Below are 12378 nucleotides of genomic sequence, written 5' to 3' on the forward strand. Positions count from 1 at the left end.
GCCTGGACTCCTGTAACCTGGTCAACGGGGCGCCACCCCTTTGCAAGACTCGCACCCCGGTACAACGAGCACGTGCCCTGCCCGACTCCCTCTGACAGGCTGGCGTCGTAGCACGGAAAATCCCGTGAAACCAACGAGTTACCCCTGCCCCGGGTGGACAGTGACAAGAGGTGGACACGACTCGCTGATGAAAGACGGAGCCTGGGATGACAGCGGCGTCACACCGCCGCCACGCGACGTGGGGATTTCCTCGACACCCTGAGGACGGACTCCACCTCGGACAACATGGCGCGCTGGAAGACAGCACGCCCAAAGCGCTCGGCCTGTGAGCGGGCATCCTCCGCGCGGAAGCCGACCTCCCACGTCTCGAAGCGCCGCACGGCGTCCGCGAGCGAGGCGGGTGTCTGCTCGGAGAAGAAGAGTCCCGTGCGGCTGTTCACCGTCTCCAGCGCCCCGCCCTTGCCGAAAGCGATGACGGGACGACCGGTGGCCTGGGCCTCCAGCGGGGTGATGCCGAAGTCCTCCTCGGGCGTGAAGATGAGCGCGCGAGCATCCCGGTACAGAGACGGCAGCGCGTCGTCGGAGACGTTGCCGAGGAAGCGGATGTGCGGCGACGACGCCGTCGCCCCCAGGCGCGAGGCCTCCTGCCCGGTGCCGACAACCCACAGCGGAGCGCCCAGCGCGCGGAAGGCCTCCAGCGCGATGTCCAGCCGCTTGTAGGGCGCGAAGGCGCCGAGCCACAGGAAGTAGCCACCCTGGCCGCCGCCCTCCAGGGGAAGCCGGGTGAAGCGCTCCAGGTCCACGGGAGGATGGACCACGGTGGCGCCGCGCCCCCAGAAGCGCTGGAGCTTGCCGGCGACGTGGTGGCTGTTGGCGACGAAGTGGTCCACGCGCTCGGCCGAGGCGCGATCCCACCGCTGGAGCCAGGGACGCACGGCATGGGCCGCCACGCGCACCGGCAGGCGGGTGCGCCCCGGGCCAAAGTAGTCGTCGAACAAGTCCCACATGTACCGCATGGGCGCGTGCACGTAGCTCAGGTGCGGCAGCCCCGGCGGCACGCGCAGCCCCTTGGCGACGCAGTGGCTGGAGGAGAGGACGACGTCGTAGTCGTCCTGGAGGCGCAGCGATTCGATGGCCCGGGGCATCAGGGGCAGGAAGTGCCGGTAGCGCTCGTGGATGCCCGGAATCCGCTGGAGGAAGGACGTGAAGATGCGGCGGCCTTCAATGGCCGGGGACTGGCTGCCGGGCCGGTGGATGAGGGTGTAGATATCCGCGTCGGGCAGCACTTCGCAGAGCGCATCAAGCACACGCTCCCCCCCGCGGTGGGTGACGAGCCAGTCGTGGACCAGGGCGACCTTCACGATGCGGGCCTTCTAGCACCGGGCGTGCCGCGTGCCGACAGCAACGCGAAGCGGGCGCCTGCCCGCCCCCCATGAGGGCCGCGCGTGTGGTACGCCAAGCACGTGGCTCATGTCCTCCTCGACCTGCGCATGGTGCGCGGCCGGCTGCACGGGATTGCCCGCTATGCGCTCGAGCTGGCGCGGCGCGTCCCCTCGCTTGCCCCGGACCTGCGCTTCACCGCGCTGGTGCCCCCCGAGGGCCTGCCCTCGGACCTGGGAGCACTCGCGCCGCGCGTGCCCATGCATCGCTCGTTCGCGGGGTTCCTGTCCCCCTTGGAACAGCCCGCGCTGGCGGCGGACCTGGCCCGGCTGTCGCCCGACGTCTTCCACGCCACGTCGTTCGCCCTGCCCCTGTTCTGGAGCGGCCCGCTGGTGGCCACGCTGCACGACGCCAACCACGTGGCGCTGGCCCATCAGTATTCGCCGGCGCAGAGCTTGTACTACCGCGTGGTGGTGGGGCCTCGCGCGAAGCGGGCCGCCGCCCTGGTGACGGTGTCCGAGTTCTCGCGCGAGGAGCTGGCGCGGCACCTCAAGCTGTCGCCCTACCGGTTGCAGGTGATTCCCAATGGCGTGGACGCGCGCTTCCAGCCTCCCTCCGCGGCGGAGGCCCGCGAGTTCAGGGAGCGCAACGAGCTGCCCGCGCGCTACGTGGCGGCGGTGGGCAACGCGAAGCCCTTCAAGAACCTGGCGCTCTTGAAGCACTTCGCGGCGGACCTGCCGGTGCCCATCGTCCTGCTCGCGGGCAAGGGCGCGGTGGCGCACGAGCTGGGGCTGTACGAGAACGTGATTGACCTGGAGGAGCTGCCCGAATCGGAGATGCCGCTCTTCTATGGCGCGGCGGCGGCGCTGCTGCTGCCATCGAAGTACGAGGGCTTCGGACTGCCCGCGCTGGAAGCGATGGCGACGGGCTGTCCGGTGCTCGCCTCCGACGCGACGGCGCTCCCGGAGGTCGTGGGCGGCGCCGCGCTGCGGCTCTCCCCGGAGGACCCGGTCGCCTGGCGCGAGGCGACGCTGCGCGTGCTTCGGGACGAGGCCCTGCGCACGGAGTTGACGGACCTGGGCCGCGAGCGCGCCGCGCGCTTCACCTGGGACGAGTGCGCGCGCAAGACGGTCGCCGTGTACCGGCGCGTGCTCGAAAGCCACCCGCCTTCTCCTCGTTGACGGAGGCGGGGTCCGAGCCCGCGACAGCTAGCGGGACGCCGGACGCGCGCGCAGCACGTCACTGCCCTCGCACAGCCCCAGGCCCCAGACGAGTGCGAAGGAGAGGTGCACGCTGGAGTGGAATGGCAGGTAGTGCACCAGCGCGAGGATGTGGAAACCCACGAAGGACAGGAGCGCGCCCGTGGCGGCCAGCGAGCCCGCGCGATAGCGACGGATGAGCGCCAGCCCCAGCAAGCCGTGCATGGCCAGCGTCAGCAGGAGGCCCACCAGTCCCGTCTCGGCCCACACCGTCAGCCAGAGGTTGTGCGAGTCGGTGGCCAGCAGGTCCGTGATTCCCGACTCCCCCTGCCGCGCGAGCACCGCGGACTTGTGGTTGCCGAAGCCCACGCCCACCAGCGGGTGCTCGCGCACCAGGCCCCAGCCCACCGTCATGGCCAGCTCACGCTCACCGCCGTAGATGTTGCCCACGGCCTTCTCCATGCGGGCGCGCCAGGCGGGTGAGGCCAGGACGACCACCACCAGCACCACGATGAGCCCCAGGCCCGCCTTGCGTGCGACTCCGCTGACCAACAACAGCAGCGCCACCACGCTGACCAGCAACGCCGCGCCCAGCGCCGCGCGAGCGAAGGCGTTGTAGATGGACACCAGCATGCCGAGCACCACCGCGCCCGCCAGCACCCGCCGCCGCGCAACCTCGGAGCTGCCCAGTATCGCCAGCGCGGGGCCCAGCGCGGCAATCGCGCCATGGGCGAAGCGCAGCCGGTGGAAGAAGATGCCCCCGGCCGCGTAGCGCGGAGACGTCTCCGTGCCGAAGTTCTCGTGAAGCCGGCCCGGGTTCAGCTTGAGAAACGCGAAGGGCTCCCAGGGCCAGCGCACCCGGTTCTGGAACATGCCCAGCGCCGCGGCGAACAACCACCCCGCCGCCACCGTGCCCGCGAGCGCCAGCCACGGCACGCCCACCGTGCCCACGCACGCCACGGCCGCGCCCGCCACCGAGTCCAGCACCTGTCCATAGCGCGAGCTTCGCGGCCACCCACTCGCCGCGCCCGTCAGCAGCGCCAGCCCGGGAGACACCACCTGCCACGCGCACAGCGCCACGCTGGCCAGCACATAGGCGCGCACGTCGGGGGCGAGCTTCAAGTGGCGCCGCGCGGCCAGCACCAGCGCCAGCAGCACCGCCGCGGACGCGGCCACTTGAAGAACGACCTCCGCCAGCACCAGGCCCACCGCCCAGGCGAGCAGCACTCCAGCCACGGCGCGACGAAGGAATGTGTCCAGCCGGGGCTGGGCGAGAAGGTCCATGGATGGACTCACGCTACCTCACCGCGAGCCAACGGCGGGGCATGTGAAGAAAGCCCTCGCGTCGCAGCCACAGCGCCCCGGCCGCCAGCACGAGCAGGACGGGGGGGGTCCACGCGGCCACCAGCGGCGTCAACCGCTCGGTGAGCACCATCGTGCGGCACACCATCATCAGGCCCCACATCGCCACCGCGACGAGCAGGCCCTCGACGATGGCGGCGGTGAGGTGCCCTCGGCGATTCGTGCGCAGCGCCAGTCCCACCCCCAGCAGCGCCGCGGGAAGTGCCGCCAGCGGATAGGCGAAGCGGTTGTGCAGCGCGAGTTCGAACTGCTTCGTCGCGAGCCCCGCTTCACGACGGGCGACAATCTGCTCTCGTAGCACCCGTACCCGCATCTGCTCCGGACGCCCTGGCTGAATGCGCAGGGCCGAGGCGGCGATGCCCAGCTCGTATTCGGCGCTCTCCATGCTCTTCACCGACGTGTGCTTCTCGCCGGTAAAGGCGCGCTCCACCACCCCCGTCAGCCGCCAGCGCGTCCCGTCCAGCCACTCCATCCGCGCCGCGTCCAGCCGACGCTGCAGCTTGAACTCCCGCGACAGCGTGAAGATGGACACGTCCTGGAAGCCCTCCTGCGCGCTGCCCGCGCGGAGGAAGAAGATGTGGTCGCCTCGTCGGAACCACTGCTTCGGCGTGTAGTAGAAAGTCCAGTCACTCCTGCTGCGGTTGAAGCGCTGGGTGGTGATTTCGTCAACGCGGCGCCCCGAGTGCGTCGCCACGACCTCATCGAAGGCAATCAAGCCCGAACACGCCAGCAATCCAAAGGCCAACACCGGTGCGTACAGCGCCGTGGGCCCGAAGGTCAGCGCCCGGATGGCCGTCACCTCGCCTTGCTTGCGCAGAGCCGACACCGTGGTGCCCGCGGCCAGCAGCAACGCCGCTGGACCGAGCAACTGCACTGCCATCAGCGCCTTGTACCCGTAGAGCTTCGCCGCGTCCGTCGCCCAACCCGGCCCCGTGTACGTCTTCGCGCGATCCACGAAGTCCACGACCACGAAGACGAGCACCAGCCCACCGAGGATTCCCAGCGCGAAGCGAACGTACGTCCGAAGCACGTATCCGAAGAGAGTCAGTCTCACCGAACCGTCCCTGAGCGGCTCACCCGGTAGAGAGCCATCGCCCCCACCAGCATGAAGATGACGTTGGCCAGTTGCCCCGCGAGCGCCGCCGGCAGTTTCCCCTGCTGACCCAACTGCTCGAAGACCCGGCTCAGCAGGTAGTAGAGGACGTAGCCCCCCATCGTCAGGAGATAGCCCCACGCCCGGCCCGCCTGTCGCCGACCAATGGCCAGCGGTGTGCCCAATAGAGCGAAGGCAATGGGCGCCAGCGCGCCCCCGAGGCGACTGTGCAGCGCCATCCTGAAGCCGCGCGCCTTCTCTTCGCTCGTCTCGCTCGCGGCCTGGATCAACTCCGACGGCGTCAGCTCTTCTTTCGAGTAGGTCAAGCGGCCCCCCTTGCCCATGGACGCGCCCACGCCCACGCGGATCTCCGCCCGGTCGAAGTGGATGACGCTGTAGTCCTCGCTGGCACGGCCAGAGCGGTGCACCTCGCCGTCCTCCAAGGCGAAGCTGAGCACCTCGCCACCGCTGGACGTCCCCACCTGTCCTCGGTGTGCCAGCACCAGCAAGGGCGAGTTCGGCTCTCGCTCATCGTGCAGCAACACGTTGGTCCACTTGCCCTCCGAGGACGACACCTGCTCCGCGTACAGCGTCAGGTCGCTCAGGTCCTCGTAGAAGGTGCCGGACTTCACGTCGCCCACCGCGTTCTTCCGGATGACCTCGCTCACCAGCTCCCTCACACGCGTGAGCCCCCACGGCTGCGCGGTGGAGGTGATGAGCAGCATCAGCACGCTGACCGCCACCGCCACGCCCATCGGCGCGAACAGCAGGCGCGTGGGGCTCACGCCCAGCGCCTGGAGCGCAGTCAACTCGCGGTCCTCCCCCAGTCGCCCCATCCCCAGCAGGATGGCCAGCAGGAAGGCGATGGGCAGCGCCGACATCAGGAAGTGCGGCGTGTAGTAGGCCACCAGCCGGCCCAGGTCCGTAATCGTCACCGACGAGCCCAGCAGCACGTCCGTGCCCCGCAGGAACTGCATCACGAACAGCAGCAGGAACATGAAGGCCACCCACACGCCGAGCGGGACCAGCAGCTCCTGGAGGAGATAGCGGGAGAGGCGCGTCACGGTGCCGCCTTCAGCCCCTTCACGCCGATGTCATGACGAAAGTGCATGCCCTCGAAGCGCACCGCCGCCACCGCCGCGTAGGCCCGCTCTCGCGCTCGCGCCAGGTCATCGCCGCGCGCGCACACCGTCAGCACCCGTCCGCCGCTCGTCACCAGCATGCCGTCCCGCATCTCCGCGCCCGCGACGAACACCGTGGCGTCCTCGGGGACCGCGTCCAGCCCTTCGATGCGCTGCCCCTTGCGAGGCGCCTCCGGGTAGCCCTCCGCCGCCATCACCACGCCCACCGACGCGCCAGGCGCCGCCACCAACGGGCGCGCCTGCAGCTGTCCACGTGCGCACGCGTCCACCAGCGGCAGCAGGTCTTCACCCAATTGCATCATCAACACCTGCGTCTCGGGGTCCCCGAAGCGCGCGTTGAACTCCAGCACCTTGGGTCCGTTGCGCGTGAGCATCAGCCCCGCGTACAGCACCCCCTTGAAGGGCAGCCCGCGCCGGCGCAGCACCGCCAGCGTCGGAGCGATGACGCTCTCCCCGACCTCGGCCAGCTGCTCCGCGTCGAGGAACGGCGCCGGGCTGTAGGCCCCCATGCCGCCGGTGTTGGGGCCGGTGTCGCCATCGCCCACGCGCTTGTGGTCCTGCGACAGGGGCAGCATGACGTAGCGCTCGCCGTCACACAGCGCCATGGCGGAGACCTCCTCGCCCTCGAGCAGTTCCTCCAGCACCATGCGCTGCCCCGACGTGCCCAGGGCCGCCACCGCGCGCACCGCCTCTCGCGCGGAGTCCACGTCGTGCGCGACGATGACCCCCTTGCCCGCCGCCAGCCCGTCCGCCTTCACGACGATGCGGCCTTGCGCCACCGCGTAGGCCTCCGCCTCGACGGCGTCCGTGAAGGTGCGGAAGGCCGCGGTGGGGACTCCCGCCTCGGCCATGATTTCCTTGGCGAAGGCCTTGGAGCCCTCGATGAGCGCCGCGCCCGCCACGGGCCCGAAGCAGGGGATGCCCGCCTTCGCCAGCGCGTCCGCCACGCCGGCCACCAGCGGCGCCTCCGGTCCCACCACCACCAGGTCCACCGACTCCCGGCGGGCGAGCGCGACCACCTCGTCCGGCGCATCCGCCTTCACGGGCACGTTGGTCGCAAGCTTCGCCGTGCCCGGGTTGCCGGGGGCACACCACAACCGCGTGAGCCGAGGACTCTGGGAGAGCTTCCACGCCAGCGCGTGCTCACGGCCTCCGGAACCCAGCAACAGGACCTTCACATCCACCTCACCGTTCCAACAGGTAGAGCATCCGCTTGGCCGGGAGGTACGCGGGGTCCAACCCCACCACCTTCACCAACTGAGTTCGCGCGTCATCACGCCGCTGCGCCGCTTCCAGCTCCGCGAGCCGCGCCTTGGCCGACAGCAACGTGGGAGACAGCCCCAACGCCTCGCGCAACGAGCGCTTCGCCGGTTCCACCTGACGGCTCTCCGCCAGCACCAGCCCCTGCGCCAGATGCGCCACCGGCAGCTGCCGCCCCGCGGACACCGCGCGCGTCGACAGCGCTCGCGCCTCCGCCAGGTTCCCCCGCCGCAGCGCGATGAGCGCCCGGTACGACAGCGCGCCCGCGTTGTTCGCGTCCGACTCCAGCACGTCGCGGAAGTGCCGGTCCGCCGCGTCCAGGTCTCCCTGGTGGAAGCGCAGCAGGCCCTCGTAGAGATACGGCCCCGGGTCCTCGGCGTTCTCCGCCAGCGAGAGGATGACGTCCTCCACGCCCCTCACCGTCTCCGAGGGCCGCATCCAGAAGCGCGTCGCCACGGGCCTGGGCTCCAGCCGCAGCGGGTCCGCGCGCAGCGCCAGGTTCAGCGCCCGGAACGCGTCCTCGCGCCGCTTCGCGCCCGCCGCCGCCACGCCCGCCAGCAGCTGCGCGTCCAGCCGACGCTCATCCCGAGTCAGTGCATCCTGAAAGCGCTCCAGCGCCTCCGCGGGCTTCTTCTCCAGCAGCAACAGCCGGCCTTCCAGCACCAGCTCCAGCGCGCGGTCTTCCAGCCGTCCCTTGATGCCGTCCAGGTGCTTGCGAGCCCTCGCCGCGTCGCGCTGTTCCAGGGCGACGAGGAAGACCTGCAGGTGCGCCTCGGGCAGCTCCTTCACCAACCCGAGCGCCTCCTCGGCGGACTTCACTCCCGCCTCGCTGTTGCCCGCCGCGCGCTCCGCGGCGGCCAGATGGACGAGCACCTCCGCCACGTCGCGGCCACCGTGGCTGTCGCGGCTCTTCAGCAGCGCGCGCAACTCGCGCACACCCGTCGCGGGATTGCCTTCCATCTGGTAGCGCAGCACCGCGAGCGGCAGCAGGGCGCGCAGCTCACCGGGGTCGGCCTTCACGCGCGCCTCGTACAGCCGGCGCGCCTCGCCCACCTCACCCACCTCCTGATAGATGCGCGAGGTCGCCGCCAGGCTGTCCCAGTCCCTCGGGTCCACCGTCAGGCGCTTGCGCAGCGTCTCCAGCGCGAGCGAATACTCACCGTCCGACTCGTGCGCGAGCGCGCGGTAGTACTGGATGCGCTTGAACTCCGGCGCCAGTTGCTGCGCGGAGTCGAAGTGCTTGCGTGCCAGTCCGCCCGACGTCGACAGGTACGCCCGGCCCAGCACCAGGTTGGCTTCGGCCTTCTGCTCGTTCGTCGCCTGCGCCTGCACCAGCAACTCGTTCGCCAGGGCCTTCGCCCTATCGAGCGGCTCGGACTGTCGGGAGCGCGTCAGGAGCAGGTTGGCGTGCGCCAGCAGCAGCAGCGGGGTGCGCCCCGCGCGCGACTCCGACGCCTCGATGAGCGCGCTCGCCTCCGAGAAGGTGGACTCATCCAGCCCGGCGCCTCGCCCCAGCGCCAGCGCCTGGACGTAGCCCGCGATGGCCGCGTCGCTGCGAGGATCCAGGAGCAGGGCCTGCTGGAAGGACTCCTCGGCCTCCGAGTAGGAGGAGCGCTCGTCGCGGGCGAGTTGCTGCTGCCCCTCCGCGAGCCGCTCCGCGCTCGTGCCTTCCAACATCAGGTACTTCAGCTTCCACCGGGGCAGCACCGCCTTCACGGCCTCGGGAATCACCGCCACGGGAGGAGACTCCGTCCGACGACGCTCCTGCTCCTGGTGCTGCACGAAGAAGTAGCCGCCCACGCCCGTGCCGACGACGAGCAGCGTCAGTCCACCGACGAGCGCCCAGCGTCCTCCACCGGAGGAGCCACGCGAGCCCGGCATTTCCGCGGAGCCGGAGCGAACGTTGGACTGACTCCGGGCCGCACCCGACGCCGCGCGGGGATTGCTGCGGGGCTCGGAGCCCAGCGAAGGCACACCGGACGCAGCACGCGAGCCCTCCCGGGGCATCAGCTCCAGCGAATCGGCTCCACCCTCCTCCGGCGCGGTGAGCGGAGGCAGGAAGTCCGCCGTCCCGGGCGCGGCGACGGGCACCGGGGCCGCCGCCTTGGGCGCCCCTCCCGCGGGCTCACGCTGTCGACAGTCGTCGCAGATGCCGAGCGCCTGGTCGAACGGATCCAGCAGCGGTTTGTTGCACGTGCGGCAGCCCATGGTCGCGGGCTTGGGCGCGGCGGCCGCGACCGGAGCCGCCGCCGTGCGCTGCGGCGCCGCGGCTGCCGGCGGTGCCACGGAGACCGGCACCGCGCCGGGCTCCGACGAGATGCGCGCGACGGGCGCGGGCGGAGCCGTGGGTGCGGGCCCGAGGAAGTCGAGCAGCGGATCCCCTCCACCCGACGACTCGGGAGCCGGCCCCAGGGCCGCGAAGGGATCCACGGGGGGCGCCGTCGCGGGAGACGGCGCAGGCAGCGCGCCGAAGTCCGCGAACAGGTCCGCTTCCGGCGCCGCGGCTTTCGCGGGCCGGGCCTGTGGGGCGGGTGGCTCCACGGCGGCGGGCGGATTGCCGAAGTCGCCAAACAGGTCATCCGCCGGAGGGGGCGCGGACGACGCAGGGGTGGGCGCCGAGGGACGCGGCGGTGCGGCCGGCACGTCCCCTGAGGGCACGGCCGAAGGATCGCGCCGGACGAGCTGCAAGTTCCGGCAACGGGGACACTGCGCGCGGACACCCTTCGCCGTGATCAGTCGATCATCGATGGCATAGGCAGCCGCGCATTTCTGGCAGACGATGCGCATGAGTCAGTGCCGGAAGTGTCGCACTCCGGTCACCACCATGGCCATCCCATGTTCGTCGGCGGCCGAAATGACCTCCGCATCCCGAACAGAGCCGCCTGGCTGGATGACGCACGTCGCCCCCGCCCTGGCCGCCTCGTCCAGGCCGTCCCGGAAGGGGAAGAAGGCATCCGAGGCCACGGCGGCCCCCTGGAGGGCCTGTCCGCCGCGCTGCATCGCGATTCGGACCGAATCCACTCGATTCGTCTGTCCGCCGCCCTGGGCCAACAGCTGGCTGCCAGAGGCGAAGACGATGGCGTTGCTCTTGACGTGCTTGCAGACCTTCCAGGCGAACCGAAGGGCCCGCTCCTCGTCCGGTGTGGGTGCCCGCTTGGACACCACCTTCCAGCTCAATTCCGGTTCCACCGCGTCCCGGTCCATGAGGAGCAGCCCTCCGGACACGCTCCGGCCATCGAGCTGAGCCCTCGGCCGGGCGGTCGGCGAAGCCAGCGCCGCCCCCGCCTCCAGGAGCCGCAGGTTCTTCTTCGCCGCGAGCACCTGGAGCGCCGCCTGCGAGTAGGAGGGCGCGATGACCGCCTCCAGGAACGTCTCCGCCATGGCCTGGGCCGTGGCCTCGTCCACCTCGCGGTTGAACGCGACGATGCCACCGAAGGCGGAGATCTCATCCACCGCCCGCGCCGTGCGGTACGCCTTCACCAGCGAGTCATCCACCGCCACGCCACACGGCGTGTTGTGCTTGATGATGACGGCGGCGGGGTGCTCGGGGAACTCGAGCACCAGTCCCAGCGCGGCATCCAGGTCCAGGATGTTGTTGTACGAAAGCTCCTTGCCCTGCAGCACCCGGGCGAAGCCCACCGTCGGCTCCGAGGGCGCCGAGTGCTCGCGGTAGAAGGCGCCGCGCTGGTGCGGGTTCTCCCCGTAGCGCAGGTCCTGCGCCTTGCGGAACGACAGCGACAGCTCTCCGGGGAACGGCTCGCCCGCCTCGGCGGACAACCACGCGGAGATGGAGGCGTCGTAGGCCGCCGTGTGCGCGAACGCCTTGCGCATCAGCTTGCGGCGCGTCGCCTCGCCCACCGACTTCTGCTGCTCCAGCTCCGCGAGCACCGCGGGGTAGTCGTCCGGGTCCACGACGATGGCCACGTGACGGAAGTTCTTCGCGGAGGCGCGCACCATCGCGGGCCCGCCGATATCAATCTGCTCGATGACCTCCGCTTCGGCCGCGCCCGACGCCACCGTCTGGCGGAACGGATAGAGGTTCACGGCGACCAGGGAGATGGGCTCGATGCCGTGAGCCTTCATCTCCTCGCGGTCCGCCTCCAGCTCCAGCCGACCGAGGATGCCGCCGTGGATGCGCGGGTGGAGCGTCTTCACACGTCCGCCGAGAATCTCCGGACTGTGTGTGTGCTCGGACACCTGCGTGGCGGCGATACCGGCGCCCTTGAGCGCCTCCAACGTGCCACCCGTCGACAGCAGACGGTAGCCCAGGCCAACCAGCCCCTGGGCGAAGGGAACCAGACCTCGCTTATCGGAAACGCTGAGGAGAGCCAGCACGTGTGCGCCTCGGTGTGCGGGGAGCGGCGGTAGTAGCAACCACCCCCTGGGGTGTCAACGCAACACGTCGGCGCTACGTCGGCGGCAGCAAGCCGCCGGTCACTTCAAGGCTTGCGGGCCGAGACAGGAGGCTCGGCCTCGGTGGCCTCGCGCAGCTTCATCAGCCCGCGCGTCTCCACCTGGCGGATGCGCTCACGGGTGAGGTTCATGATTTCCCCCACCTCCTCGAGCGTGATGCCGCCCTTCTCCGCCACGTCCAGGGCACAGGTGTGCTCCAGCTCCCAGATTTCCTTGTCCGGGAAGTTGAGCTTGATGGACCCCGTCTCCGGATTCACATCCAGATAGAGGTTGTGCTTGCAGGAAACGAACATGCACGGGCGCGGACCGTTGACGCAGTCGGCGCGGGTGCGCGGACGCGTGTCGTCCATCTGCTTGAGCAGGTCCGCTTCTTCCGGGTCCACCTGACCCGTGAGACGTCGACGGCGCAAATCACGCGCCATCTCCTTGCGCGACATCGTCTTGGACCGTCGGCGCTCCTGCGCCAGGTCCTCTTGCGCCTGGTCTCCGCCCTCCTCCACTTGCTTCACTTCCGACATGTCCCCTCCAC

The 12378-nt window shown here is 70.5% G+C and carries 9 protein-coding genes; 1 reads left to right on the forward strand and 8 read right to left on the reverse strand.

Annotated features, from left to right (window positions below; genetic code table 11):
* Positions 1-218 precede the first annotated feature (218 nt).
* Positions 219-1361 carry a glycosyltransferase gene (locus tag HUA75_RS18240; protein ID WP_174487135.1) on the reverse strand — a complete coding sequence of 381 codons (1143 nt, stop codon included), beginning with the start codon at positions 1359-1361 and terminating at the stop codon, positions 219-221.
* An 84-nt stretch (positions 1362-1445) separates the two neighbouring features.
* On the opposite strand from HUA75_RS18240, the gene HUA75_RS18245 reads away from it, so the two are divergent.
* On the forward strand, positions 1446-2561 hold the full coding sequence (locus tag HUA75_RS18245; protein WP_174487136.1) for a glycosyltransferase family 1 protein: 1116 nt from the start codon (positions 1446-1448) through the stop codon (positions 2559-2561).
* Positions 2562-2588: 27 nt separating this feature from the next.
* Here HUA75_RS18245 and HUA75_RS18250 read toward each other — a convergent pair whose 3' ends face one another.
* The 7 genes from HUA75_RS18250 to HUA75_RS18280 form a co-directional block, all read right to left on the reverse strand.
* Positions 2589-3863, reverse strand: coding sequence for an O-antigen ligase family protein (locus tag HUA75_RS18250; protein WP_174487137.1), 1275 nt, complete (start codon positions 3861-3863; stop codon positions 2589-2591).
* Positions 3864-3876: 13 nt separating this feature from the next.
* Entirely contained in the window at positions 3877-4995 is a 1119-nt protein-coding gene (locus HUA75_RS18255) for an LptF/LptG family permease (RefSeq protein ID WP_141643798.1), read from the reverse strand.
* On the reverse strand, positions 4992-6098 hold the full coding sequence (gene lptF / locus HUA75_RS18260; RefSeq protein WP_174487138.1) for an LPS export ABC transporter permease LptF: 1107 nt from the start codon (positions 6096-6098) through the stop codon (positions 4992-4994). The genes HUA75_RS18255 and lptF overlap by 4 nt, the downstream gene beginning before the upstream one ends.
* Positions 6095-7360 (reverse strand): phosphoribosylamine--glycine ligase, encoded by a 1266-nt coding sequence (gene purD / locus HUA75_RS18265; RefSeq protein ID WP_174487139.1) that lies wholly within the window; start codon positions 7358-7360, stop codon positions 6095-6097. The genes lptF and purD overlap by 4 nt, the downstream gene beginning before the upstream one ends.
* Before the next feature lies 1 nt (position 7361).
* Positions 7362-10223: a tetratricopeptide repeat protein gene (locus HUA75_RS18270; RefSeq protein WP_174487140.1), complete on the reverse strand. Its 2862-nt coding sequence runs from the start codon at positions 10221-10223 to the stop codon at positions 7362-7364.
* Between the two features lie 3 nt (positions 10224-10226).
* Positions 10227-11771 carry a bifunctional phosphoribosylaminoimidazolecarboxamide formyltransferase/IMP cyclohydrolase gene (purH, locus tag HUA75_RS18275; RefSeq protein WP_174487141.1) on the reverse strand — a complete coding sequence of 515 codons (1545 nt, stop codon included), beginning with the start codon at positions 11769-11771 and terminating at the stop codon, positions 10227-10229.
* 104 nt (positions 11772-11875) lie between these two features.
* Complete coding sequence (locus tag HUA75_RS18280) at positions 11876-12367, reverse strand: sigma factor-like helix-turn-helix DNA-binding protein (RefSeq protein ID WP_141322767.1); 492 nt, start codon at positions 12365-12367, stop codon at positions 11876-11878.
* Positions 12368-12378 lie beyond the last annotated feature (11 nt).

The sequence above is a fragment of the Myxococcus sp. CA040A genome (genome assembly GCF_013336725.1).
GTDB classification, from domain to species: domain Bacteria; phylum Myxococcota; class Myxococcia; order Myxococcales; family Myxococcaceae; genus Myxococcus; species Myxococcus llanfairpwllgwyngyllgogerychwyrndrobwllllantysiliogogogochensis.